General features: G+C 69.2%; 20 protein-coding genes. 14 read left to right on the top strand and 6 right to left on the bottom strand.

The window, feature by feature from the left end:
- The first annotated feature begins 82 nt into the window (after positions 1-82).
- On the top strand, positions 83-1,939 hold the full coding sequence (locus tag H2O74_RS12250; RefSeq protein WP_182111836.1) for a DUF4012 domain-containing protein: 1,857 nt from the start codon (positions 83-85) through the stop codon (positions 1,937-1,939).
- Positions 1,940-2,017: 78 nt separating this feature from the next.
- Entirely contained in the window at positions 2,018-2,530 is a 513-nt protein-coding gene (locus H2O74_RS12245; RefSeq protein WP_182111835.1) for an LPXTG cell wall anchor domain-containing protein, read from the top strand.
- Between the two features lie 853 nt (positions 2,531-3,383).
- On the opposite strand, the gene H2O74_RS12240 is transcribed toward H2O74_RS12245, so the two are convergent.
- Positions 3,384-4,961: a polysaccharide biosynthesis tyrosine autokinase gene (locus H2O74_RS12240; RefSeq protein WP_182111834.1), complete on the bottom strand. Its 1,578-nt coding sequence runs from the start codon at positions 4,959-4,961 to the stop codon at positions 3,384-3,386.
- Positions 4,962-5,342: 381 nt separating this feature from the next.
- Between H2O74_RS12240 and H2O74_RS12235 the strand changes: the two genes are divergently transcribed.
- The 12 genes from H2O74_RS12235 to H2O74_RS12180 all read left to right on the top strand — a co-directional run bounded on the left by H2O74_RS12235 (position 5,343) and on the right by H2O74_RS12180 (position 19,988).
- Positions 5,343-6,890, top strand: a complete 1,548-nt coding sequence (locus tag H2O74_RS12235) for a sugar transferase (RefSeq protein ID WP_255491606.1) — start codon at positions 5,343-5,345, stop codon at positions 6,888-6,890.
- Between the two features lie 2 nt (positions 6,891-6,892).
- A complete protein-coding gene (locus tag H2O74_RS12230) occupies positions 6,893-7,999 on the top strand; it encodes a glycosyltransferase (RefSeq protein ID WP_182111832.1) in 1,107 nt (368 codons plus the stop codon).
- Between the two features lie 35 nt (positions 8,000-8,034).
- On the top strand, positions 8,035-9,159 hold the full coding sequence (locus H2O74_RS12225) for a glycosyltransferase (RefSeq protein WP_182111831.1): 1,125 nt from the start codon (positions 8,035-8,037) through the stop codon (positions 9,157-9,159).
- The gene (locus H2O74_RS16930; RefSeq protein ID WP_182111830.1) at positions 9,146-10,090 is read left to right on the top strand and encodes a glycosyltransferase; all 945 of its coding nucleotides are present in this window, start codon (positions 9,146-9,148) and stop codon (positions 10,088-10,090) included. Before H2O74_RS12225 ends, H2O74_RS16930 begins: the two co-directional genes overlap by 14 nt.
- Positions 10,091-10,140: 50 nt before the next feature.
- Complete coding sequence (locus H2O74_RS12215; RefSeq protein ID WP_182111829.1) at positions 10,141-11,295, top strand: glycosyltransferase; 1,155 nt, start codon at positions 10,141-10,143, stop codon at positions 11,293-11,295.
- Positions 11,296-11,528: 233 nt separating this feature from the next.
- On the top strand, positions 11,529-12,728 hold the full coding sequence (locus H2O74_RS12210; protein WP_182111828.1) for an O-antigen ligase: 1,200 nt from the start codon (positions 11,529-11,531) through the stop codon (positions 12,726-12,728).
- A complete protein-coding gene (locus H2O74_RS12205) occupies positions 12,725-14,182 on the top strand; it encodes a lipopolysaccharide biosynthesis protein (protein WP_182111827.1) in 1,458 nt (485 codons plus the stop codon). The genes H2O74_RS12210 and H2O74_RS12205 overlap by 4 nt, the downstream gene beginning before the upstream one ends.
- 398 nt (positions 14,183-14,580) lie before the next feature.
- Positions 14,581-14,967, top strand: a complete 387-nt coding sequence (locus H2O74_RS12200) for a CAP domain-containing protein (protein ID WP_370525903.1) — start codon at positions 14,581-14,583, stop codon at positions 14,965-14,967.
- A 193-nt stretch (positions 14,968-15,160) separates the two neighbouring features.
- Positions 15,161-17,449 carry a bifunctional diguanylate cyclase/phosphodiesterase gene (locus H2O74_RS12195; RefSeq protein WP_182111825.1) on the top strand — a complete coding sequence of 763 codons (2,289 nt, stop codon included), beginning with the start codon at positions 15,161-15,163 and terminating at the stop codon, positions 17,447-17,449.
- A gap of 72 nt (positions 17,450-17,521) precedes the next feature.
- Positions 17,522-18,358, top strand: a complete 837-nt coding sequence (locus H2O74_RS12190; RefSeq protein WP_182111824.1) for an alpha/beta fold hydrolase — start codon at positions 17,522-17,524, stop codon at positions 18,356-18,358.
- Positions 18,355-19,125 carry a triacylglycerol lipase gene (locus H2O74_RS12185; RefSeq protein ID WP_182111823.1) on the top strand — a complete coding sequence of 257 codons (771 nt, stop codon included), beginning with the start codon at positions 18,355-18,357 and terminating at the stop codon, positions 19,123-19,125. Before H2O74_RS12190 ends, H2O74_RS12185 begins: the two co-directional genes overlap by 4 nt.
- Positions 19,126-19,190: 65 nt before the next feature.
- Positions 19,191-19,988 (top strand): VIT family protein, encoded by a 798-nt coding sequence (locus H2O74_RS12180; protein ID WP_255491604.1) that lies wholly within the window; start codon positions 19,191-19,193, stop codon positions 19,986-19,988.
- A gap of 27 nt (positions 19,989-20,015) precedes the next feature.
- On the opposite strand, the gene H2O74_RS12175 is transcribed toward H2O74_RS12180, so the two are convergent.
- From H2O74_RS12175 to H2O74_RS12155, 5 genes are all read right to left on the bottom strand, one after another.
- Entirely contained in the window at positions 20,016-21,041 is a 1,026-nt protein-coding gene (locus H2O74_RS12175) for a LacI family DNA-binding transcriptional regulator (RefSeq protein ID WP_182111822.1), read from the bottom strand.
- Positions 21,038-22,474: a GH1 family beta-glucosidase gene (locus tag H2O74_RS12170; RefSeq protein ID WP_182111821.1), complete on the bottom strand. Its 1,437-nt coding sequence runs from the start codon at positions 22,472-22,474 to the stop codon at positions 21,038-21,040. The genes H2O74_RS12175 and H2O74_RS12170 overlap by 4 nt, the downstream gene beginning before the upstream one ends.
- Positions 22,471-23,382 (bottom strand): carbohydrate ABC transporter permease, encoded by a 912-nt coding sequence (locus H2O74_RS12165; protein ID WP_182111820.1) that lies wholly within the window; start codon positions 23,380-23,382, stop codon positions 22,471-22,473. Before H2O74_RS12165 ends, H2O74_RS12170 begins: the two co-directional genes overlap by 4 nt.
- Entirely contained in the window at positions 23,379-24,356 is a 978-nt protein-coding gene (locus tag H2O74_RS12160) for a carbohydrate ABC transporter permease (protein ID WP_182114255.1), read from the bottom strand. The genes H2O74_RS12165 and H2O74_RS12160 overlap by 4 nt, the downstream gene beginning before the upstream one ends.
- A 219-nt stretch (positions 24,357-24,575) precedes the next feature.
- On the bottom strand, positions 24,576-25,898 hold the full coding sequence (locus H2O74_RS12155) for an ABC transporter substrate-binding protein (RefSeq protein WP_255491603.1): 1,323 nt from the start codon (positions 25,896-25,898) through the stop codon (positions 24,576-24,578).
- Positions 25,899-26,305: the final 407 nt, after the last annotated feature.

Raw genomic sequence — 26,305 nt, 5'->3', positions numbered from 1 at the left:
GGCGTCGTGGCCGTGGTGGTCACGCGCGCCGCCGCGATGAGTAGGCTCGGCCGCTGCACGGGGTCAACCAGAGGAGCCAGTGGTGACGAACGCCGGGGGCGTGGAGGCCGCGCCCACCCGCCGTTCGCGCCGGGCCGCGGAGGCGCCGCGGCACGCGTCCGCCGCCCGACGTCGCCGACGCCGCCCCGTCCTGACCGCCGTGCAGTGCCTGCTGGTGCTGCTCGTCGCGTGGGCCGGGTGGCTCGCCCTCGACGCGCTGCGCGCCCGGGAGGAGCTGCTCACCGCGGCGGGCCTGGTGACGCAGCTCCAGGACCAGGTGCTCGCCGGTGACCGTGCCGCCGCCGAGACGACCCTCGCCGACCTCCAGGACCACTCGGACCGCGCCATGGCAGCAGCGCACGGCCCGCACTGGTCGGCCGCGAGCGTGCTCCCGTGGGTGGGGCCGAACGTGCGCGCGGTCCAGGTGGTCAGCGAGGTGGTCGACGGGCTCGCGGACCGTGCGCTCCCCGGGCTCATGGACGCCACCGCCATCGTGGACCCGTCGGCCCTGGCCCCGGTGGACGGGCGCGTCCCCCTGGCGCCGCTCCAGGAGGCCGCGCCGGCGGTCGTGGCCGCCGACGCCGAGGTCCAGAGCGCGGCGGAGCGTGTGGCGTCCCTGGACCCCGCGGCGCTCTGGGGGCCGCTGGCCGGCCCCGTCGCAGACCTCACCGGCCAGGTGAACGCGGTGGCGATGACCACGGCGACCGCCGCCAAGGCCGTCCAGCTCTTGCCCCCGATGCTCGGCGCGGACGGCCCGCGGTCGTACGTCCTGCTGGTGCAGAACACCGCCGAGCCGCGGGCCACCGGCGGCATCCCGGGCGCCGTGATCCTGCTGGAGGCCGAGGGTGGGGCCGTGCGGGTGGTGGAGCAGCGGTCCGGCGGTCCGTTGGTCGAGCTACCGGAGCCCGTGCTTCCGCTGACCGCCGCCGAGCAGGCGCTCTTCGGCGAGGACCTGGCCTCGGACATCCGCGACGTCACGTTCACGCCCGACTTCCCGCGCACCGGGGAGCTGACGAAGGCGATCTGGGAGCAGGAGCTCGGAGGGACAGTCGACGGCGTGCTGTCGGTGGACCCGGGGACGCTGGCGCTCGTGCTCGGCGCCACCGGCCCGGTGCCGCTTCCGCCCGGCGCGGTGTCCGACGCGGTCGGCGGCTCGCTCACGAGCGAGAACGCGGTCGAGGTGCTGCTCAACACGGTCTACCTGCTGCTACCGCCGGCGGAGCAGGACGCGTTCTTCGCCGAGACGTCGCAGGGCGTGTTCTCGGCAGTCGTCGGAGGCCAGGGGTCTCCGGCCGCCGCGGTCGACGCCTTGGCGGAGGCCGCACGACAGGGCCGGCTCATGGTGTGGTCGGCTCGCGAGGAGGAGCAGAATGCACTTTCGGGAACGGTTCTGAGCGGTGAGCTGCGCGGATCCGCAGGTAAAAATCCTGTTATCGGGGTGTTTCTCAACGATGGCAACGCCGACAAGATGGGGTACTACCTCGGCTTCGAGACGACCCTGGGCGGCGGCACGTGCTTCGCCGACGGAACGCGGGAACTGGTCGTCACGGTGACCCTGCGGAACGAGGTCCCGGGCGATCCGGCGCAGCTGCCGACGTACGTCACGGGGACCGATCCAGATTTCCCCAAGGGGCATATCCAGATGAACGTGCTGGTCTACGCCCCGCACGGCGGCCTGGTCGACGAGGTCGAGTCCACGGCGGGCGAGCCGGGAATCACGTCACAGCGGCACGACGGGCTGGCGGTCGTCGGGCGCACGGTCACCCTCGCGCCCGGCGCCACCGAGACCATCACCTATTCGGTCCTGTCGGGACCCGAGCCCGGGAATCATCCTGAAATGCGGACAACCCCGGTTCCGCGCCGGGTGACTTCTGCGCCCGCCCTTCCCATGTGCACGTGAGGCCCGCTAGAGTTCCGGCAGCCACCGAGTGATCATGCTCACGGTACCCCCACACGCTGCAGCCCCAGGGAATCTCACATGAACCGTCGCCGTATCGCCCTCACCGTTCTCGCCGCCGCGACCCTCGCCGTCGCCCCGACCGCCGCGATGGCGTATGACGCGCCGAGCTTCAACACCAGCACCACGGACGCCACGCCCACCGTCGGCGAGGCATTCACCATCACGACGAATGGCACGACGGCCGGTGAGGCCTACACGCTCACCATCACGTCGAACCCGGCGTCCATCTCCAACGACGCCATCACGATCGCGGGCACGAAGTCGCTCGCCAAGACGGCGACGGGCTCCTCGGTGACGTACAGCGTGACGCTGTCGGCCGCTGGCACGTACACCGCTCAGGTGTTCGACGCTGCGGGCAACCTGGTCGGCGACGAGGTCCTCACGGTCACGGCTGCCGGTGCTGCTGCCGGCGCCCTCCCCGCCACGGGCTTCGACGGGGTTGAGCTGGCCGCTGGTGCCGGTGCCCTCGTGCTCGCGGGCGCAGGTGCGGTTCTCGTCGCGCGCCGCCGCCAGACGGCCCAGGCTCGCTGATACGCCAAGCGTGGAACGAAGGCCGGGTCCTTGGACCCGGCCTTCGTTGTTTCTCCGGTCGAACGTCGTGCCCGTGCTCCTGAGGGCGAGGGGCGCGCTATGGACAAGGACTCGCGTGGCCTCTGCCGACCGCCGGGTCGGGATCTCCCACCTGCAGCCCGGCAGCGTGAGCACCCCTGATGCCCATTGAGCGTTTCGCCACGGCATGGAGCAAATGCGCGAGCCGCACGGGAGCGGCCATGGCAAAGAGCTCGATGTCGAAGGCAAGTCCGGCGCCAGAGTCGCGCACAGGCTTCTGACAATCGCTCGTCGTGCCGGTCGTCGAATGACGCAGGCACGCAATGCGCGGGCACCGTGAGCTCAAGTGAGGAGCTCTCCACCTTCCGCGACCAAGGCGGTGTTGGGCCCACCGGCGCTATCAGGTTGGTTCCGCCCTCTCGTTCGTCACTTCTCCATCGCAAGAACCGTCGCAGCATCATCGGGAGAAGCGACCGAGAGACGCAGGAGGATGAGTTGAGGGGCGGATTGTCAACGACGGCTGAAATGGCCCCCTGGCGACGTGAGTTGTCGAGGGTTCGTCGCACACCACTCCTGGTAGGTCACGGGTGTGGACATGGGACGACGGGGTCGTAAGCGTCCACGTTCAGAGCCGAGGACCGCACCCGCGTCGAAGCCCCCTGAACGGCCGGCCCGCCGAGTCCTCGGCTGGCACACCGGCACAAGTCTTCGGCGACGCCGTGCCATCGCCACCCGGTCAGCGTTGGGCGACCGACAGAAACCACCCTCGAACCCGTCCGACGCTAAGGGTCCGTTTCAGACGACGGCGACACGGACACGCACTACCGCCAGGTCGTCATTCCTCGCGGTCTGCACTCAGGGGCCCGCCCGGCCACCGGCTACTCCCGCTAGCGGTTGGTGACGGCCCGAAGAACGCCTCCACCGATCCCTCAGGCCGGGGATCCTTACGCGATGCCCTCCGCGACACGCGCTCGGGGTCGCGCGGCGGTGTGCTCGCTTGGACCGTCCTGGCTTCCTCGGCGGCACGCGCAGACATCCGCCGACTCCGCTTTGCCTCGCTCGTCGGCTCAAGAGGCGAGTAGTCGTAGTAGGCGTAGCTCCCAGCGCTCTTCGCGGGGACGCGGTTCAGGACCAGCCCAAGGACGCGGGCCCCCACGGTCTGAAGGGCACCCAGTGACTGCTTCAGCTCGTTCTGGTGAATTAGGTGCGCCCCGACCACCACAATCGCGCCCCCCGTGAGCCGCGCGAGGATCGCCGCGTCCGTAACCGGTAGCAGCGGCGGCGTGTCGATGATCACAACGTCGTATCGCATACTCAGCATGGCGAGGAGGTCGGCCATGGTGCGCGAGCCCAGCAGCTCGCTCGGATTTGGTGGGATCTGGCCGGACGGAAGCACGTGCAGGTGCCCGTTCCCCCAGGGCTGAACGACGTCCTCCACCGCGGCGCGACCGATGAGTACGGTCGTCAGGCCGACGCTGCCCTCGAGTTCCATGTACTTGGCGACGGATGGACGCCGTAGATCAGCGTCGACCAAGAGGACCTTGGTCCCCGCGTCCGCGAGCGTGATCGCGAGGTTGATGGCGGTGGTCGATTTTCCCTCTCCGGGGAGTGACGAAGTCACCACCATCGTCTGGAGATCATCCGTCACGTCCAGAAACTGGAGGTTCGTTCGCAATCGGCGGAAGGACTCCGAGCGTTGACTGTGCGGGTTTGCCACCGTCAGGAGCGGGGACTTCGCTGCGCTGTCATCCTGGGTGATGGTTGCCACAACAGAGGTGGTCGATACCTTTCGCAGGTCAGCCTCGGTGCGTACGCGTGTGTCAAGGAGTTCTCGCAGCAGAGCCAGGCCAAACCCAAGCGCCAGGCCCACGCCAGCGCCGAGGGCGAGGTTGATCTTCACATTCGGGCTCGCGGGCTCGAGTTGGGCGGAGGCAGACCGCACGGGACTGATCTGAACCGGCGACGGAGCGCCATCTGGCTTCTCGAGCGCCGTCACCTGAGTCGCCAAGCTCTCGGAAGTTGCGTTCGCCACGTCGGCGGCCAACTCCGGGCTCCGGCTCGTTGCGGTGATGTTGATCAGAACCGTGTCGAGGGGGTTGTCCGCCGTGACGGTCTCTGCGAGCGCGTCTGGAGTCGTGTCGAGCTCCAGCTGCTCGATCACGGGGATCAGGACCCTAGGGCTCGTGGCCAGATCCGTGTACGACTTGACCTGGCGCTGCGTGAAGTTGCTGCCTTGGACGAGGTCCGATGTCGTTCCCCCCGCGCGGACCGACACGAAGACCTGAGCCCGCGCCTCGTAGGTCGGAGTCATCGCGAGGGTGATTCCCACCGCGGTGCCGATCGTGAGCAGCGCGATGAGCAGGATCGACCGCCAGCGCTTCCGCAGCACCGCGATGTAGTCCTGAAGTTCCATCGAGTGCTCCCCGTCGTTCGGTGTCGTGCTGAAGGTCCGCGCACCATGATCTCACGGCGGGAAACCGGGATGGACAGGAATCGGACGCGTCCAGGAGCGGGCGCCACTCGAGCCCTGCATCAGGCACAGGAACCCGGGCCGATAGCCGAAGAAGCCGGCCAGGATGCCATCCGCAGCCTGCAAGCCGGGGCCCGCGAGCGCGGGCCTGTGGCGAGGCTCCGTCACGAGACCTCATGGCCCGCTCCACCCGACCTCGATCGCACGGGTATCACCACCGGCGGAAAGCCCTACCGCGACGATCCGGGCGGTTGGGGCATGACCAAAACTGTCCACGCATGGCCACCTCGCGCCCGGATGTGGATCGAGCACCCTAGGATGCCCGTGGCCGAACCCGCGAACGTAAGCAGGAGGTGTCTTGTGCCTTCCGAGCGGCTCCCGCGCGCCGACGGCGAGTCCAGCGCGCTCGCTCGCGATTCGAGGGCTGACAACGTCGTGGATCGGCCGACGAACGAGCGCTGGTTTCCGAAGTACGCGACCAGGATTCTCGTAACGGACGCGGCCGCGATATACGTGGCTGTATTCTCTGCGTACGTGACCCGTATCGACAGTGCGGGGATCACTCGGGTCAGCGGCGAGCTGTCGCCAAGTTATCTCGCGGTGTCAGTGGTGATCATGTGGGCGTGGATGTTTGCGCTGATCGCAGGGCGCACCCAAGACCGCAGGCTCGTCGGGGTCGGCCCCTTAGAGTATCAGCGCGTGGTGTCCGTATCCTGGAAGCTATTTGCAGGCGTCGCCGTAATTGCGTACCTGGGTCGGATGGAGATTGGGCGGGGATACCTAGGCATTGCATTCCCCCTCGGCGTACTGCTGATCTTAGGCGGCCGATCTGCCTGGCGAAGATGGTTGCGGAAGGAGCGGGCCCGCGGGCGATATCAGGCGCGCACACTGATCATCGGTCACCGGCGGCAAGCCGTGGAACTGGCCCGCGACGTCGAAGGAAGGTCGGGTGCTGGCTTTACCGTAGTCGGACTATGCCTGCCTGAAACTGAATCCCAGGGGCCGGACGCCTCCGGTGTGCCCGTGCTCGGATCGGTTGAAGAAGCCGCCATTATCGCGCGGACCGAGCGAGTCGATGCTGTCACCGTCGTAGGCTCCGACGCACTCTCAGCGGATCTGGTCCGTCGGCTCGGCTGGGACTTGGAAGGCAGCGGAGTTGATCTCACGTTGGCAGTATCCCTGCGCGACGTCGCTGGTCCTCGCGTCATCCTAAATCCAGTCAACGGACTGCCCCTCGTGTACGTCGACGAGCCGCGCTTCGCCGGGCCAAAATACCTCGTAAAGACGGTCTCCGATTGGCTGAGCGCGCTCCTGCTGTGCGTGTTCCTCTCGCCCGTCCTTGTGGCAGTGGCGATCCTTGTCCGGATGTCGAGCCCCGGTCCCATCTTCTACAGGCAGGAACGGGTCGGGGTAGGTGGCAAGACATTCAAGATGTTCAAGTTCCGCTCGATGGTGGTCAACGCCCACGACCGCTTGACGGAGGTCCTGGCCGCAGAGGGCGTCCGCGAGGTCGGGCTGTTCTATAAGCCGAAGAACGACCCGCGCGTGACTGCTGTTGGCAGGGTTTTGCGGCGATACTCGCTCGACGAGCTGCCCCAATTGTTCAATGTACTACGAGGCGAGATGAGTCTCGTTGGACCCAGGCCGCAGATTGCCGACGAGGTCGCACAGTATGACCGGCGCGCCCATCGGCGGCTGCTTGTGAAGCCGGGCCTCACTGGCCTCTGGCAGACTTCTGGCCGATCCCAGCTAAGTGCAGATGAGGGTATTCGGATGGACGTGTACTACGTCGAGAACTGGACGCTCTTTGGCGATTTTATGATTCTCCTACGGACGGCCAAAGCCGTCCTAGCCGGCGAAGGTGCGTACTGAGGATGGCTGGTGTCCTCGTTCACGAGTGGTTAGCGACCACTGGTGGATCCGAGAACGTATTCGATTCAATGGTCGCGACGTTTCCGGAGGCGGATCTCGTCTGCTTATGGAACGACGCGCCGGCCCGGTATGGTAAGCGTCCCGTCCGGGAGACGTGGCTTGGCCGCACGCCCCTCCGCAAAAACAAGACCGTCGCCGTGCCGTTTATGATACCGACTTGGCGCCGCCTGGGCGGCGACAACTACGAATGGGCCCTGGTGAGCTCTCATGCCTTCGCCCACCATGCCCGCTTTCCTCATTCCGGCCCCGCGATGCGCAAATTTGTTTACGTCCACAGTCCGGCACGCTACCTCTGGGCGCCTGAACTCGACCAGCGCGGTGCGAATCTGCTCGCGCGGCTTGCCTCGCCAGCCTTGAAGAACCTTGACAGGCGGCGCGCGCGCGAGGCGTATGCCATCGCTGCGAATAGTCATTTCGTGCGGAAACGAGTTGAGCGAGCGTGGCAACGGGAGGCTACCGTCATCTATCCGCCCGTCGAGGCGCAAGCGATCATCGAGGTCGCGGACTGGCGGGAACGCCTAAGCGCGGCGGAACTCGAGGCACTCGAGCTCTTGCCACGGGAGTTCATTCTCGGGGCCTCAAGACTCGTGCCCTACAAGGGCCTCGATCTCGTTATCGAGGCTGGCGCCGCGGCCGACATCCCGGTCGTGATCGCGGGCTCCGGTCCGGAGGAGCAACGATTGCGCGCCATTGCAGAAGGTAGCCGCGTTCCGGTCCACTTTGCCGGGCGCGTAAGCGACGCGATGCTCTACGCCCTTTACCAGTCGTGCGTCGCCTATGTGTTTCCAGCGATCGAAGACTTCGGGATCATGCCTGTAGAGGCGATGGCGGCCGGGACGGCGGTCGTCGGTCCGCCTGCGGGCGGATTGACGGAGACCATCGTCCCAGGGGAATCGGGCGTCATTGCGAACTCGCTATCGGCTACCGACATCGCGAACGCAGTGCTCCAGGCGAGCACGATAAGTCCAGACAGCTGCCGAAGGGTCGCTCGCCAGTACGATCGAACCAATTTCGAGTCACGGCTAAGAGAGTGGGTCGAGTCATCGTGAGTCGTGCGTCAGAGCCCATTCGGGAGTCGGGGCACGTGACTGTGCTTGCTACCGCCGACTTCCAGAGCGACGTGTGGACGAATAAGCAACACCTTGCCGTCGGCCTCTCAGAAGTCTTCGATACGACCTACCTCGAGTCGTTCGGGCTCCGGCAACCACGACTCGCCCGCTCAGACATGGCCCGAATCGCCCGGCGCCTCTGGCGCCGACCTGAAGGGACGGCAACGCAGTATCGGGGAAAGGTTCACGTCGTTCGGCCCGTGGTGTTGCCGTACCACGCACGCAGGGGCGCACGTGCGTTGAACCGCGAGCTGGTTGCGCGAATAAGCCTTCCTCGGCTTGCGGAGGGCGTGCTGTGGACCTTCTCGCCCATCACTTATGGACTGGAACAACGAGCCAAGCGCGTCGTTTATCACTCTGTAGACTTACTACACGCGCAGCCCGGGATGCCCGCACACCACCTCCTTGAGGCGGAAACGCGACTGGCCAATGAAGCCGACGTGGTGATCGCGAGCAGCCGGGGCGTGTATGACCATCTTGTGGGCCTGGGCAGGGCCGACACACTTCTATGGGAGAACGTCGCTGACACGGCACTGTTCGGGTCGGTCGCTGCGGATCGCAGTCCACGTGCGATTTTCGCAGGGAATCTGACTCCATCGAAGGTCGACGTGCAGCTGTTGCTCCGCCTCGCCGACGCAGGTGTGGACGTTGCGGTGGCCGGGCCCATCGGGATCGACGGAACTACTCTGAGCGCCGCAGAGGCCGATGTGCTCCGGCACCCTCGCGTGTCGCATCTTGGTACCCTGACGCCGGCAGAACTCGCGCGCGAATTCGCAAGGAGCGAAGTGGGCCTGGTGCCGTACTGCCTTAACGAGTACACCCGTGGGGTCTTCCCGCTCAAGGTGTTCGAGTACCTCGCGGCAGGACTCGCAGTCGTGACGACCCCGCTTCCGAGCGTGGTCTCCTCGCCACCCTACGGCGTTCGATTCGCGGACTCGGACGATTTCGTACCTGCCGTCCTGGAGGAGCTGGGGTCGTTCAGCGGCGATGAAGCGGCCCTGAGGAGGCAGCGCGCGATGGGTCACTCATGGGGCGCCCGTGTGGCGGACGCTGTCGCATTGGTGCACCGGCTCTTGGAGACGCCTGATGCGCGCCGATAGCGACGGCGTTCGGGCCCGCGAGCAGGAGGACTCAGCCCAACGAAAACCAGCTGACGTGTCCGGACCTAGGCTCGGCATCGTCACCGTGCTTCACAACTCTGATCATGTGCTCCGCGAGTTTGCCGACGCTCTCGGTCCTGTGGACGTGGGTAATGTTTCGCTAGTCCTGGTCGATTCCGGCTCGGCTGACGTGACTATCGCTCGGCACGTCGCGGCGGAACTAGGCGCGGAGTTTGTGGTGGCGCCGGGAAATGTAGGCTATGGAACCGCCTCGAATCTTGGGGCGCGGCGCCTCGAGGTCGATTGGTTCCTTTTCGTGAACCCCGATGTGCGCGTGCACCTGGGAGATCTGCAGAGACTTGTCCGGGCTGCGCAAGAGGCTGGCTTCGCGTGTGCTGCGCCGCTACTCACTCGCGATGTCGGTCGGCGGCGTGAGGACGAGAACGCGATGCCTGTACGCCCCGAGTTTCCCGTAAGCGGCGCGTGCATGGCCGTAGCTGCGGGAGCCTTCCGCGAGGTGGGCGGATTCGACGAGTGCTTCTTCATGTTTGCCGAGGAGGAGGACCTCCAATTGCGCCTGGCTTCGAAGGGCTATGTGACGGGGATAGTGGAGACGGTGCTGGCCGACACACGTGGCGGCGCCAGTTCTGCGGGAGTTTCGGCCAGATGGTCCATGGCAGAGAGAGAGGTCGCGCGAGGGCGTCTCATCTTGAAGCACCGAGGCTGGCTCATGTTCTGCGCGAGTTCGGCACGGTCAATGGTCCGTATAGCATCGTGGAGCGCACTATCGCCGAGGCGCCAGAGCCTCGCGCAGATAGTTCGTGGGCTTGCGAAGGCCGCCCGTGATCAGTCCACGGGACGCCACCGCCGGTGTGAAGCCCGACTGGTCGACCCGGAGGGGACTGAATCATCAGCAGCGCAAAGATCGTAAGCCTCTCCCGCGTCCTTCCCTACCTGGGAATCGACCATGCCGGCGGGGAGTTGTACCGCCTGCACTGTCACGCGTTGGTTTCGTGCGGGTTCGATGTCACAGCCGTCGTCCCCGATGAGCCCCGAAACATTGTCGGGCACTCGAAGATCGACCCGCCGGCGATTTCCGGCCTGCTGGTGGCGCCGGTAGAGTCACGGGTTCCCGTTCTTGCATTCGTCCAGCGACTCGTCGATCGCGCGGTGCCGGCGGGCGTCACGAAAGCGTATCGACGGGGTCTTCGCTCCTCGCCCGTTGCTCTCAATGCGATCGCGTCCGCGGATCTGGTGGAGTTGCAGTGGAGCGAGACTGGGTCGCTCTACAAGTTCGTACGTCGCTACAACGCGACGGCCCCTATTGTCATGTACCTCCATGATGTCCTGGCGCAGAAGCACAGGCGGATGCGCGACTCGGAGGGCCGCATTCATTTGAAGTGCCTAAGGACGATCCGGTTGGCTGCAGTCAGGCGAGCCGAGCGGAGGCGCCTTGCCGATGCCGACCTCGTGGTCGTGCTCAGCGCGAAGGATGAGCTAGAGGTGCTGCGACTGTGCCGGAGGGCTAATGTGGTTGTCGCCCCTCCTCCGTTGGCAAGAGCCTCCGACGTTCCCGCTCAGGAGGCTGTGGCGGGCGAAAGGAGGGTGATATTCGTAGGGGCTCTCGCCCGCCCCGAGAACGACGAAGCCGTGCGTTGGTTCATCCGCGCAATCTGGCCGCGTGTCCGTGGCCGTTTCCCTCTCGCGGAGTTCGTTATCGTAGGCCGCGGCCCGAGTGAAGAGTTGATGCGGTCGGTGGGGGAGGCCCCCGGAGTCTCGCTCGCGGGCTTTGTCGACGATCTCGCGGATGTCTATCGAGATGCGACCGTGGCCGTCGCGCCACTTCTCCGCGGCGCTGGCGTAAAGTTCAAGACGCTGGAGGCCATTCTCGCGGGACTCCCCATCGTCTCGACTTCCGTCGGCGCCGAAGGTATCGCCGCGCTTCCGCCGCTCGAAACGTTTGATTCTGCCGAGGAGTTTGCTGACGGCCTCGTCGCGGTCCTCGAATCGCCGGCGCTGGCCCGCGAACGGGCGCGTTCCTTGCAGAACTGGGCGCAAGAGGAGTACAGCGTACGGAAGTACGCTTCCAAGATTCAAACGACCTACGAAAATGTGATCCGCGGCGGTGTGTCGTGACCGTACTTGCGGCAGGTCGGGATCCCGCGCAGGCTTTCGTTCCGTCGGAAACCAGTTCGCACTTGGCGCGTGTTACGGCCGGCGCCGTAATCGTGTTGGTATGGCTGCAGGGTAGCGCCCCAGGTGTCGTAAGTGTCCTGGGTGGTTCCCGGCGCGCTTCTTCAGAGTACGGCACTTCCATTCTTCTGTTGTCTCCGCTCGGAACACTTCTCGGGGGTGCTCTGGCTGTTGGAGTGCTTGCCGCCGCCGGTCTCGCTCTTCTAGTCCAGATCGGCAGCCGTCGCCGCTGGCACTTCCTCGCGCTCGTCGTGATGCTCGCGCCGTGCATCGCTATCGCGGGCATCGCGGCGGCATGGAACGGGCGTGGGCCAAGCCTCGGTGCAGTCGCGTACGTCATGTGTGCAGCTGTATTTGTGATGGCCGGCGCGGGCGGGGTCCCGGTCCGCCTCATCGGGGGCCTCGGGATCGCGACCAGCGTGACTTCACTGGTTCTCGGTGCCCTTGGTGGTGGGGCTCTCATGCCGCCATCGGCAAACGACGCAAACAAGAGCTTCTTGTTTGAGCGCCTCCTCGCGGGGCCCTATGGGCACTCGAACACTCTCGCGATTGTGGTTGCACTTACGTTTCCCTTTGTGTGGCGATCATTTCCCAGCTCGCGTTTCCTGCGCTCCGCGTCTGCGCTCTTGATGCTAGTGACGTTGCTTTGGTGCGGGTCGCGCACAGTACTTGGGGCGCTGGCGGTCGGCCTCGTCATCTGGATGGTCGCTCGAATGGTGCGCCATACCCCGACACTTCAACGAGCGATTGGGCTCGTCATGGCGGTTCTGAGCATCGCCGTCATGCTGGCCGTGCCGATGGTCACTGGTGACGCCGGCGCATTCACCTCTCGGGGTCGTATCTGGCAGGCGGCGATCGAGTACGGTAGGAGCGCGGGATTTTTTGGTCTGGGTCCGTGGGCATTTTCCGAACGCGGGGTCCTGACGTCATCGCTCGGCTTCACCCCCGAGCACGGTCACAACGTTGCCGTCTCTGCGTTCGCGATGGGCGGCCTTGTGGGCCTCGTCGCTGTAATGGTGCTGCTTGCGGGCGCCTGGCGCGGGGCGCTACGCGGCCTTCCGGGAACGTCGGCTCCTTTGCTCTTTGTCGCGACCCTGACGTGCGCTGGGGCCCTCGAGACGGTGATCGACGTCAGGGGGATTGGGGCTGCGTCATTCGTCGCGTTGCCCATGTTGGCGCAACTACTCGCCACTCAGCGGCCTGACCCCGCAAGCTGGGATGTCCGAGTCACCGGTGCACCCACTGTTCAGGGCGTCAGTAGCGGCGGCGGCGACGCCGGTGCCGTGGTCGACCGTGCTGCAGGCATGGCGGAAACCCGGGCTCCGAGTATCGGCGGTCCGGCGATCGTGATCCCTAGGCCCAGGGATCACAGGTGAGCCTCGCTGGCCGAGCAGGGCGCGGTGCCCTCGTTACCGTTGGTGCCCAGGCGACGCGTTTCGGCACGCAAGTCGCGGCGGTGGCTGTGCTCTCGCGGCTCTTGGAGCCAGCTGTTTTCGGCCAGATGGCCGTTGTGCTCGTCGTCGTCGGGTTCGCGGGGATAGTTGGCGACCTGGGCCTCTCCCTCTCGGCGATGCAGTCGACGGAACTCCGTCCCGAGGAGGAGGCGGGGCTCTTTTGGACCGGCGTCGTCATCGGGATTGTCCTGGGTGCGTCTCTTTTCGTTTTGGGCCCGGTCGTCGTGTCGTCTTTAGGGATGCCGCAGGCAGGCGACCCGATGCGGACGATGGGTCTCCTGTTTGTGCTCAGCGGCGCGAGTGCTCAGTACAAGGCACGGCTCGCTCGTTCCATGCGGTTTACCGCTCTCGCGGCAGCGGAAGTTTCCGCTCAGGCGCTAGGCCTGGTTGCGGCTGTTCTCGGTGCAGCTTACGGCGTGGGAGTGTGGGCTCTGGTTATGCAGCACCTGGTCGGCGCCGTAGCTCTCCTGGCACTTCTTGCTCTGGTCACGCGTTGGGTTCCTGGTGGGCCAATGAACGTCAGGTTTGTGCGCAAGCATCTCGCGTTCGGTGCACCTATGACAGCGCTGCAACTGCTCAACTTTGCTGGATCGAGCTCCGGGACGGTGATGATCGGCCGGATCTGGGGGGACGTAGTGCTGGGCGTCTACAATCGCGCCTTCCAGTTGTTCATGCTGCCTATGCAGCAGATGGTGGCGCCGCTCACCCGCGTCGCGGTCCCCGTCCTCGCCAAGGCCGCAGGATCACCGAATTTCGGGAGTCAGCTCCTTCGACTCCAGGCGAGCGCCACTTACCCCTTGATATTCATTTTATCGCTAATCGGGGGAATGGCTGGATCAATTGTGTCGATCGCGCTGGGCTCAGGGTGGTCTGGCGCGGCCACTGTGGTCAGTGTCCTGGTGATCGGGGGCGTGTTTCAGGCCCTCGGCTACGTATATTACTGGGCGCTCGTGGCGGCGGGCGAGGTGCGCACGCTCTTCGTATGTGAGGCGATCGGACGTATTCTGATGATTCTAGCCTCCGTCCTGGTTGCGCCGTTCGGTATTGTCTGGGTAGCAGCGGCTCACTCGATGGGTCTTATTGTTGTGTGGCTAGCCATGAGCCTTGGTGGCGTACGCCGAATCAATGTTTCGAGCGGTGCGCTGCTGCAATCATCGTGGAGGCCGGTGCTTCTAGGTGCAATGACTTTTGCTGCGACTGGTTTGCTTGAGGACTGGGCGTCGGGCCATGCGGTCGATGCGTTTGGAACTCTCGTCCTTGGGTTATGCGCGGGTCTTGGGCTGGCTGCGGCGTTTGCCGTGTTTGCGCCGTTCCGCAGGGACTATCGCGTAGTGTTCGGCGTTCTTGAAGGAGCCTTGCGGCGCAGGCGGGCGTAGCATCGTGGTTTGTGTGACCGGCGGCTGGCTCGGCTGTTGTGCGGTTCACGTGTCGGGAGGTCTTGCGTGTCGTGTGCGGCCGTTCCAGGTGGCCTCGGGGGCATGGTTCATGAGGGCGTTCGTCGGGGCAGACGCGCGGGCCAGGAAGGTGTGCCCGGTGGGCCTGCCGCTCGTGATCACCGTCTCTCCGTGCGGGCCGCGGACGTTGGTTCCCGTCGGGTCTGCGAGGGCTTGGCGAGGGTAGTTTCAGGCGGCCGGGTCGTGCCCGCTCTTGCCTCAACTCTGGCGCCCGGGCAGCGGGACTTTCGGTGACACGTGGACTGCCGGCGCGGCGACGCCGGGGCTCATCCAGGATCTGGCTCGCGTGGCTGCTTGCCGTGAGCGTCAGTGGCTGCGGTATGGGGCAGCCGGAGGATGTTTCGCCTTCCGCATACGCGGGCCGCCTCGCCAGAGCGAGTATGGACGCTCGCCTCGAGTCTGGCGGTGGTGAGTTGGAGGTGTCGGACTGCGCGGCTGAGAGCGCGCGTGGGCGGCTTCGCGGCCTAATCGGGAGCGTGTCGCTCGAGCACGCCCCGCTCGACGACGTCATGGCCGAGTGCGGCGTCTCCGTCGCCGCCGAGAACCTGAGCCGCGCCTCCGCACCGCCGCAGGACGTCGTCGACGCCTGGATGGAGTCGCCCGGGCACCGGGCCAACATCCTCGATCCCGAGCTCACGCACCTCGGCGTCGGGTGCGTCGAGGACGGCGACGAGATGCTCTGCTCCCAGATCTTCCTCGGTCCCTGAGCCCTCGGCGGGGGAGTGATTCACCCGGCGTGCCCGAATTCGCGTCTCGCGCCTCCTCAAGTCCGGTCCCCTCCCGCCGATCACCTGTGTGGCGGCAGGACGCCGCTGGATCCACGCGGGTTGCCCGCCGGCACTGACCGGCGACGGCCCCGCGCGACCGGGGCCATGACGGTCCAGCAGGGAGGACGACCGCATGGGCCCCGCCTCGGCTCGGTGTCTCGCCGTCGGCCTCCTCGCCGCCGTCGCGGTGGTCCCCCTCCAGTCGACCGCTCTGCGTGAGTTCCTCATCGCCGTCGTCGGCGTGCTCTCCGTCGTCGCGATCGTCGTCGGCGTCCGCGTGCACCGACCGGTCCGTCGCGCGCCCTGGTACCTGCTCGCCGCCGGCGTCGGCTGCTGGGCGCTGGGCGACGTGCTCTGGGCGGTCGTCGAGCACGTGCTGGGGTCCGACGCGTTCCCCTCGGTCGCCGACTACGCCTACGTCCTCGCGTACCCGGTGCTCGCCTGGGGACTGGCGCTCCTCTCGCGACCCGCGGGCAGGACCGCCGGCCGCGACGCGCTGCTCGACGCGCTGATCGTCGCCACCACGCTCGGGCTCGTGCTGTGGGTGTTCTTCATCGCCCCGTCCTGGACGGACCCGGAGGGCACCCTGCTGGAGCGCGTCGTGGGGGTGGCGTACCCGGTCGGCGACGTGGTGCTCGTGACCCAGCTCGTGCGCCTCATGAACGCCCGCCGCCGCACGCCGGCCCTCGTCCTGCTCGGTGCCGGGTTCGGCCTCGTGCTCGTCGCCGACCTGCTGTTCCAGGCCGGCGCCTACCTCCCGGTTCTCGCGGCCGACATGGGCCTGATCGACCCGCTGTGGATCGCGCCGTACGCCTGCTGGGCCGCGGCCGCACTGCACCCGTCGATGGCGCGAGCCGGCGACGAGCCGTCCGGCACGGCGCTGCCGCTGACGGTCCGGCGCGTGGCCTTCCTGGCCGGAGTGAGCCTGGTCCTCCCCGCCCTCGTGCTGATCGAGGCCGTGCTCGGCGTCCCCCTGCACAGCGTCGAGGTCATGGTCGCGGCGCTCCCGCTCATCGGCTTCGTGCTGCTGCGGATGCTCGGCCTGGTGCACCGGATGTCGCAGCAGGCGCGCGACCTGGCGCACCTGGCCGAGACCGACTTCCTCACCGGCCTCGAGAACGGTCGTCGCCTCACGGCGCGCATCGAGGACGCGCTCGGCGGTCCCGACGCCGGGGCACCCGCACGCGGCGCCGCGCTGCTGCTGGTCGGCGTCGAACGCTTCGCGGAGATCAACGAGACGCTCGGCCTGCGCACGGGTGACGAGCTGCTGCGCGCCGTGGCGGGGCGGCTGGTGGTCGCGGCAGACGCCGACGGCGTCGTCGCCCGCCTGGGTGGCGAGGCATTCGGGGTGCTGCTCCCCGGCGTGAGGTCGGGGACGCGCGCCGTCGAGCGTGCCATCGACATCCGGGAGCTCTTCGCGGAGCCCTTCCGGCTCGGCGAGGTCACCGTCAGCGTCGACATCGCCATCGGCGTCGCCCTGGCGCCCGACGACGCCGCCGACGCCGGGGCGCTGCTGCAGCGTGCCGACGTCGCGCTGTCCGCGGCGCGCGAGCGGCGCGACCTCGTGGCGCGCTACGCCCAGCAGATGGAGACGGGCGGCGCGCTGACGCCCCAGCTCATGAGCGAGCTGACGTCGGCCATGGCGGAGAACCAGGTCGTGGTCCACTTCCAGCCGCAGGTCGAGATCAGCACCGGGCGCGTCGTCGGCGTCGAGGCCCTGGTCCGCTGGCAGCACCCCGAGCACGGCATGCTCGGGCCGCTGGCGTTCGTGCCCGCCGCCGAGCGCACCGGTCTCATCCGCGCCCTCACGCTGCACGTGCTGGACCGCACGCTCGCGCAGGCCGCGCTGTGGCGCGCGGGCGGGCGGACGATCCCCGTCTCGGTGAACCTCTCGGTCCGCAACCTGCTGGACCCGCACTTCGTGAACGACGTCCGGCGCGCGCTGGAGCGCCACCGGATCCCGGCGACGCAGCTCGAGCTCGAGGTCACCGAGACCATGGCGATGCTCGACCCGGCGCGCTCGCTCGAGGTGCTGGGCGCGCTCGACGAGCTGGGCGTCATGCTCTCGGTCGACGACTACGGCACCGGTTACTCCTCGCTCGCCTACCTCACCCGGCTCCCGGTGCGGCGGCTGAAGATCGACCGCTCCTTCGTCGCCGGCCTGCTCGACGACGACGCGAGCGCGGCGATCGTTCGCTCGACGGTCGAGCTCGCCCGCCACCTGGGCCTGGCGGTCGTCGCCGAGGGCGTCGAGGACGACGCGACGCTCCTCGCCCTGCGTGACATGGGTTGCTACGCGGCCCAGGGCTTCGGGCTGGGGCGGCCGACGTCGGCCGACCGGATCCCCGCGATGCTCGACGCGATCGAGACGCGCGTGCCCGGCCTGGTGCGCGAGCGCATCCCGGTGCAGCGCACCGCCTGACGCGCCGGTCCCGCGCCGCGGGACGACGACGTCGTCGCGCCGGACCGGGCGCGGCCACGTACGTTGACGGTCATGACTGACGCGACGCAGGGCCTGACCGTGGTGCGCGAGACCGTCCGCGCCGCGGGGCACGACGTCGCCGTCGTGCGCCTCGGCCCCGCGGGCGGGGGTGTCGGTGCGATCCCGCCCGTGGTCCTCGTGCACGGCATCGGCGTGTCGGGGCGGTACTTCGAGCCGCTCGCGCGCGAGCTGGCGCGGACCGGGCCCGTGCTCGTCCCGGACCTGCCGGGGTTCGGCGCGAGCCGGTGGACGGGCGCGACCCTCGGCATCGCCGAGCACGCGCGCGTGGTGACCGAGCTGGTCGCGCGCGAGGGCTGGTCCGGCGTGGTGCTGGTGGGGCACTCGATGGGGACCCAGGTGGTCACGGAGGCGGCGGCCGCCTCACCGGGGCTGGCGTCGGCGGTCGCGCTGTTCGGACCGGTCACCGAGCCCGGGGCGCGGTCCGCCGTGCGCCAGGGCCTGCGGCTGCTGCGCGGCACGCGGCACGAGACGCCGCGTGCCAACTGGACGGTGTTCTCCGACTACTTCCGGGCGGGACCGCGGCGGTACCTCGCCACGTTGCCGCACATGATCGACTACCCGCTCGAGGACCGGCTCGCCGAGCTCGTCGTGCCCGTGCTGCTCATGCGCGGTGGGAAGGACCCCGTCGCCCAGCCGCAGTACCTCGAGGGCCTGGCGCGGCGCGCGCTCGACGCGCGGATCGCGGAGGCGGCGGGGGCCGGGCACGTCCTGATGATGCGCCGGCCCGTCGAGGTGGCGGACGAGGTGCGAGGGCTGGCCGGTGCTGCTGCTGGGCTCGGGGCGGAGCGGGCCGGCGGCGGAGCGGTGCCCGTCGCGGGCCCGTCGTGATCGGACGCGCCGCGAGGTTCGTCGCCCGGCACGCCCGCCACGCGTGGTGGCGCACGACCGACTACGCGTACGTCGTCGTCCGGCAGGCGGAGGGGCTGCTGCGGCGCGGCGGGGCGGACGCCTACCGGGACGGGCGGGTCGCGCCCGACGTCGTCCTGGTGCCGGGGGTGTACGAGAGCTGGCCGTTCATGCGGCCCGTCGCGGACCTGCTGCACCGCAACGGGCACGGCGTGCACGTGCTGCCCGCGCTCGGCTACAACGTCGGGCCCATCCCGGCGGCCGCGCAGGTGCTGGGGAGGTACCTGCGCGAGCAGGACCTGCGCGACGTCGTCGTCGTCGCGCACAGCAAGGGCGGGCTCATCGGCAAGCGCGCGATGCTGCGCGAGGACCCGGACGGGCGCATCCGCTCGATGGTCGCCATCAACACGCCGTTCGCGGGGTCGGCGTACGCGCGGTGGCTCCCGATCGCGTCCCTGCGCGTGTTCCGGCCCGACGACGTCGGCCTGCTCGAGCTGGGGACGGAGCGCGAGGTCAACGCGCGCATCACCTCGGTCTACGCGCCGTGGGACCCGCACATCCCCGGCGGCAGCGTGCTGCCCGGTGCGGCGAACGTCGAGCTGGCGACCCCCGGGCACTTCCGCGCGCTCGCGGACCCGCGGCTCGAGCGGATCCTCCTCGACGCGGTGCGGGGCGAGGCGGGGCAGCCGCAGGCGCCCCCCGGCCCAGCCGGTGCGGGTGGCGCGGCGGGCCGCGCGTCCACCGCCTGACGCAGGCGCCGCGCTGCCGTCCCGGTGTGGTGGCGCTCGGCCGGGGGCAGGCCTAGCGTCGAGGCATGGCAGACGGCGCCGCCGAGCCCGGGTCGGGGATGCGCTCGGGTGAGCCCGCGGCCGGGGCGGGTGCCGTGGCCGGGTCGCCCGGTGCGCCGCCGGCGCGCGCCGAGCCCCACGCCGCCGGCCTGCAGGCGCGGCTCAACTGGCTCCGCGCGGGCGTGCTCGGCGCGAACGACGGGATCATCTCGACCGCCGGCCTGGTGATCGGCGTCGCCGCCGCGACCGACGACAGCAAGGCGATCCTCGTCGCCGGCATCGCCAGCCTGGCCTCCGGGGCGGTCTCGATGGCCCTGGGCGAGTACGTGTCCGTCAGCAGCCAGCGCGACACCGAGCGCGCGCTCATCGCGCTCGAGCGTCAGGAGCTGGCCGACGACCCCGAGGGCGAGCTCGCCGAGCTCGCCGGGCTCTACGAGGCCCGTGGCCTGGCGCCGGAGACCGCGCGCCAGGTCGCGCTCGAGCTCACCGCGCACGACGCCGTCGGCGCGCACGTCGAGGCCGAGCTGGGCCTGGACCCCCTCGAGCGGACGAACCCGTGGCAGGCCGCCTTCGCCTCGGCCGTCTCGTTCACCGTGGGCGCGCTGCTCCCGCTGCTCGCGGTGGTGCTCGCGCCGCCCGGCACGCGCGTGGCGGTGACGGCCGCCGCCGTCGTCGTGGCGCTCGCCCTGACGGGGACCATCAGCGCCCGGCTCGGCCGCGCGCGGCGGCTCCGCGCCGTCGTACGGCTCATCGTCGGGGGAGTGCTCGCGATGGCGATCACCTTCGCCATCGGCAACGCGCTCGGTCAGACCGTCCTCGCCTGACCACCGCCCCTGGTGGGGAGGCGACGCCTACGCGCTCTCGCGCAGGGACAGGCGCGCCTCGTACAGGATCGGCTGCGGCGGGACCTCCTCGCCGGCGAGGAGCGCGAGCAGCATCACCGCGGCCCGCGCCACCATCTGGTCGAGCGGTTGGGCGACCGTGCTGAGTGGCGGGTCGGTGGTCTCGGCGACCCCGATGTCGTCGAACCCGAACACCGCGATCTCCTCGGGCACGCGCCGCCCGCGCTGGGCGAGGTGCGTCAGCGCGGCCGAGGCCATGAGGTCGTTGGCGACGAACACCGCGTCGAGGTCCGGGTGCGCCTCGAGCAGGCGCGCCATGGCCGCCGCTCCGCCGCGCGCCGTGAAGTCGCCGAACTCGACGGCATCGTCAGCGTGGCCCGCCGTGCGCATCGCCTCGCGCCAGCCGGCCAGCCGGTCGACGCCCGCGGTCATGTCCGGCGGGCCGGCGATGGTGGCGATGCGGGTGCGGCCCGACGCGATGAGGTGCTCGGTCGCCATGCGCGCACCGGCCGTGTGGTCGACGTCGACGTAGTACGGGTGGCGCACGTCGAGCGGGCGCCCCAGGAAGACGCAGGGGAGGCCGGAGTCGACCAGCTCGCGGTTGAGCGCGTCGTCGCGGTGGTGCGAGGCGACGACGGCGCCGTCGACGTGGCCCTGCGTGAGGTACCGCGAGGCGCGCTCCGTGCTCGCGCCCCGGCGCGCGATGACGAGGACCATCTGCAGGTCCGAGTCGTCGAGCGCCAGGCTCAGCCCGTTGACGATGCCGCCGAAGAAGGGGTCCGTCAGCAGCCGGTTGTTCGGTTCGGGCACCACGAGGGCGACCGAGCCCGTGCGCCTGGTCGCGAGGTTGCGCGCCACCGGGTTCGGCACGAACGCCAGCTCCGCGATCGCCCGCTCCACGGCGGCGCGCGCCTGCGGGCTCACCAGGTTGCCGCCGTTGATCACGCGCGAGGCCGTCGCCCGGGAGACACCGGCAGCCGCCGCCACCTGGCGGATCGTCGGTGCCCCCCGGCGGGCGAGCGGGCTGGGGGTCACGGGCGCACCGTACCGCCCAGGGGCACGGTGCCGGTCGCGATCGCTGAGGCGTAGACCCGGGCGCTGGTCTTGGGCGTGCGCTCGAGCGTCTCGAAGTCGACGTGGACGATGCCGAACCGCTTGTCGTAGCCGAACGCCCACTCGAAGTTGTCGAGCAGCGACCACGCGAAGTAGCCGCGCACGTCCGCGCCCGCCTCCACCGCGCGGCCGAGCGCCGCGAGGTGCTCGACCAGGTAGTCGGTGCGCTCGACGTCGTGCACCGTGCCGTCCGGGCCGACCTCGTCCTCGAACGCCGAGCCGTTCTCCGTGACGTACAGCGGGATCCCGGCGGGCCCCGTGTAGTCCTTGTGGAGCCCGATGAGCAGGCGCTCGAGCCCGTCCGGCTGGACCTCCCAGTCCATGGCCGTGCGCGGCAGGCCGCGCGCGACCGGGTAGGCGCCGACGACGCCGACCGACGGGTTGCTGACCGTGCGCTCGGGGGGCGCCCCCGCGGGCACCACCGTCTCGGGAGCCGGCTGGTGGCCCGTGATGGCCATGCCGTTGTAGTAGTTGACGCCCAGGAAGTCGATCGGCGTCGCGATGACCTCCAGGTCGCCGTCGCGCACCGGCAGCTCGGTGCCGACCGCCGCGAAGGCGTCCACCGCGTCCTGGGGGTAGGCGCCCAGCACGACAGGCTCCACGAACAGCCGGTTCTGCATCGTCTCGACCAGCGCGGCCGCGCGGACGTCGGCCTCGTCGGACGGGTCGACCGGGTCGGTCACCGTGAAGTTCAGCGTGATGCCGAGCGACGCCGTCGGGTCCACCGCGCGGATCTCGCGGATCACGTGACCGTGCGCGAGCAGCAGGTGGTGGGCCGTGGAGACCGCGGCCTGCGGCTCCTGTCGCCCGGGCGCGTGCTGCCCGCCGGCGTAGCCGAGGAACGCGCTGCACCACGGCTCGTTCAGGGTCGTCCACTGCCGGACCCGGTCGCCGAGCGCGGAGTGGAGCACCATCGAGTACTCGGTGAAGTGGTCCACGACCTCGCGCGAGGTCCAGCCGCCCCGGTCCTCGAGCCACTGCGGCATGTCCCAGTGGTAGAGGGTCAGCCACGGCGTGACGCCCGCCTCGAGCAGCCCGTCGACCAGGCGCGAGTAGAAGTCGATCCCGCGCTGTTCGACGCGGCCCGGCTCGGGCATGATCCGCGGCCAGGCGGTCGAGAAGCGGTACGCCCCGAGGCCGAGCTCGGTCATCAGGGCGATGTCCTGCGGCCAGCGGTGGTAGTGGTCGCACGCGACCTCGCCGGTGTCGCCGTTGGCGACCGCGCCCGGGACGCGGCAGAACGTGTCCCAGATGGAGTCGGTGCGGCCGTCGGCGGTGCTGGCGCCCTCGATCTGGAAGGCGGCGGTGGCCGCTCCCCAGACGAAGCCGCGGGGGAGCTTCAGGTCGTGGTTCATCCCTTCACCGCGCCCTGCATGATGCCGGACACCAGCTGCTTGCCGGCGAGCACGAACAGGAGGATGAGGGGGAGTGTTGCTGCGACGACGCCTGCCATGATCAGAGCGTAGTCCTTGAAGTACGAGGCCTGGAGAAGCTGGAGCGCCACCGGGAGCGTCGGGTTCGAGGACCCGAGGACGATGAACGGCCAGAAGAAGGCCGTCCACGAGCCGACGAACGTGAACAGCGCCAGCATGGCCGCCGCCGGGCGCGCGGCGGGCAGCGCCACGTGCCAGAACGTCCGGATCATCGAGCAGCCGTCGACGCGCGCCGCCTCGATGAGCTCGTACGGCAGTGCCTCCTCGAGGTACTGGGTCATCCAGAAGACGCCGAACGCCGTGACCATGCTCGGCACGATGACGGCGATGAGCTTGCCGGTCCACTCGAGCTTCGACATCACGATGAACAGCGGGACGACGCCGAGCTGCACGGGCACCGCCATCGTCGCGACGATGAAGACGAGCAGCCCGCGCCGGCCGCGGAAGCGCAGCTTCGCGAACGCGAAGCCGGCCAGCGTCGCGAAGAAGACGACGGACACCGACGTGACGACGGAGACGACCACGCTGTTGGTGACCGCCTGCCAGAACTTGATGTCCGAGGAGACGACGCGGCCCAGGTTCTCGAGCAGGTTCGGCCCCGGGATCAGCGAGGGCACCGGGTTCTGCGCGATCGTCGCCGAGTCCGACGACGCCAGGAGGAACGCGTAGTAGATCGGGTACGCGGAGATCGCGAGCACCAGGCCGAGGATCACGTACGTGACCCAGCCGGGGCGGCGGTTGACGCCGGCGCCCCCGAGCCCGCGCTTGCGGGCCGCGGCACGCGCGGCACCGGCCCCCGCGGTCTGGGCGATCATGGGAACGGAGCTCATCGCCGTCCGCCCTTCTCGATGGTGCGGGCGGCGGCACGCGCGGCGGCGCGGCGCTGACGCCGGCCGGGGTCGGCCTGGCCGGTGGACGCGATGCGCCGGGTGAGCGCGAAGTTGACGAGGCCGATCACGACGATGATGAGGAAGAGGATCCACGCGACGGCGGCCGCGCGGCCGAAGCTCTTCTGCGCGCCCCAACCGAGCTCGTAGAGGAACATCGTCACGGTCATCCACTGCCGGTCCGCGCCGCCCGTGCCGAGCTGGTCGTACATGCGCGGCTCGTCGAAGATCTGCAGGCCCCCGATGGTCGAGGTCAGGATGACGAAGATCATCGTCGGTCGGAGCATCGGGACCGTGACCGAGAAGAACTGCCGGAAGCGGTTGGCGCCGTCGATGACTGACGCCTCGTAGATGTCGCGCGGGATCGCCTGCATCGCCGCGAGGAAGATCAGCGTGTTGTAGCCGATCCACCGGAAGTTGACCATCGTCGCGATCGCGACGTGGCTGGCGAGCGCGTCGGCGTGCCAGCGGATCGGCTCGATCCCGACCGTCCCCAGGAGCGTGTTGACCATGCCCGCCTGGTCGGCGAAGAGGCGCGAGAAGATGAGCGCCACCGCGACCGGTGCGACGACGTAGGGCAGCAGGACGCCCATGCGCCAGAAGGTCTTGGCGCGCAGGTTGGCGTCGAGGACCGCCGCGATGACGATGGCCGCGATGAGCTGCGGCACGGACGACAGCAGGAAGATGCTGAACGTGTTCCGCAGCGCGGTCATGAACCGGGGCTGCTGCAGGACGTCGGTGTAGTTCTGCCACCCGACGAACTCGCCCTGGCCGCCGATGAGGTGCCACTCGTGGAACGAGACGTACGCGGTGTAGACCAGCGGGAACAGCCCGACGATCGCGAAGACGACGAAGAACGGCGAGATGTACAGGTAGGGCGAGAGCCGGACGTCGAGCCTGCCGCGCAGGTTGCGCAGGCGCTGGCGGGCGTCGTCCGGTGGTGCGGTGGCGGCCGAGGTCGCGCGCTCGTCCTGCTCGGGGCGCTCGGGCTCGGTCCCGACGGGGACGGTCACTGACACGGGAAGCTCCAGGTGGCGAAGACGACGTCGTCCGTGCGAACGCCGGGCCGGGCCGGGGTGGCGTGCTCCCCGGCCCGGCCCGCGCTCATCGCGGACCGTGCGGTCCGGACTGCTCGGTCAGAGGCCGAGCTCGGCGTACGCCTGGAGCGTCTTCTCCCAGGAGGACGCGGCGTCGTCGGTCTGGTCCACGTCGACGCGGGTCAGGCCGTCGGCGACCGTGGTGTGGATCGCGAAGTAGTTCGTGCCCTTGTAGGGGGTGGCCGTGACCGCCTCGGCGCGGTTCACGAGGATCTGCCCGGTCGGGGCGTCGTTGAAGAAGTCGTTCGTGGAGGTGAGGAGGTCGTCCGACTCGTGCGCCGCGGACTGGCTCGGGAACGTGCCCTTGGAGTTGAACGCCTTGATCTGCTGCTCGGGAGCGGTCAGCCAGTTGGCGAGCGCCATGGCCTCCTCCGGGTGCTCGGACTGGGTCGGCACCGTGAGGTAGGACCCGCCCCAGTTGCCGCCGCCGCCGGGGAAGACGTCGGCGATGTCCCAGCCGGTCACGCCCGCCGCGTTGCCCTCGATGATGCCGAGCATCCAGCCGGGGCAGGCCATCGTGGCGAAGGCGCCGTTCTGGAACGCGGCGTTCCAGTCGTCGCTCCACTGCGCGAGGTGCGCGGACAGCTCGCGGTCGACGCTCGCCTCCAGGACGGTGGTGTAGAGGTCCTCGACCTCCGAGCCCTCGAGCGGGATGGGCGTGCCGTCGTCCTCCTCGTAGGCGTTCTCGAGCTGGTTGACCATCGCCTGGTAGGTCGCGCCGGCCGAGTCGAACCAGGCGGCGTCGGAGTTGGCGACGAACTGCTCGCCGACCGTGAAGTAGTTCTCCCAGTCGCCCTCGAGCAGCGCCGCGACCTCCTCGCGGTCCGTCGGCAGGCCGGCGGCCGCGAACAGGTCCGAGCGGTAGCAGATGCCCTGCGGCCCGATGTCCGTGCCGTAGCCCATGAGCATGCCGTCCTCGGTGGTGGCGGCCTCGGTCTTCCAGTCGATCCAGCGGTCCTCGACCTCCGGGTCGCTGAGGTCCACGAACTTGTCCGAGAACTGCATGAGCTCGGTCAGCCAGTCGACCTCGATGGCCTCGATGTCCGCGAGTCCGGAGCCGGCCGCGAGGCGGGTGTTGAGGTTGTCGCGCGCCTCGTTGGCGGTCGCGGCCTTGCGGTGCTCGACCGTGATGCCGGGGTTGAGGTCCATGTACTCCTCGACGAGCTCCTCGTACCCGAACTCGTTGAACGTCGCGACGGTGAGGGTGATCTCCTCGGAGTCACCACCGCCCTCGCCCTCGTCGCCGCCGGCGTCGTCGGTGCCGGTGCCGGTGCCGGTGCCGGTGCTGCAGGCGCTGGCGAGCAGGGCGAACCCCGCCACGCCGGCGCCGAGGGTGAGTGACCGCTTCCTGGTGGTGCGCACGTGTGACTCCTTCGTCGTCATGAGCGGCGGCTCTGCCGCTCCGTACGTGCCACGCTCGGGACGAGCGCGGAGGCGTCGGCTGGGATCGGTCTCATCCGCACGCGCACGGCGCTCGGTAGCGTTCTGAGACCGGTCTCATCGATTGCGCACACCGTGCGCCCGTGCGTCGACCGGTGTCAACGGTCGTGACCCGATCGTGACCGAGGGCGGCTCTCGCCGGGGCTCGGCGTCGCTCCCGCCGGGGCCGGGCGCCGCTCGGCGCGACAGGGCGCGGGTCCCACGCGATGCTCGGTGAGTGGACACGCCCTCGACAGCAGCGCCGACCGCGCCGCCGGAGCCGCGGGAACCGCGGTCCGCGCACGACGCCGGGTCCGCGCCCGCGCCCCGGGGCCGGCACGTCGCCGACG

Origin of the sequence: Actinotalea sp. JY-7876, from assembly GCF_014042015.1 — a bacterium.
Lineage (GTDB): Bacteria > Actinomycetota > Actinomycetes > Actinomycetales > Cellulomonadaceae > Actinotalea.
Note: the sequence above shows the minus strand (reverse complement) of the source record. Positions and strands in the feature narration are given on the sequence as shown.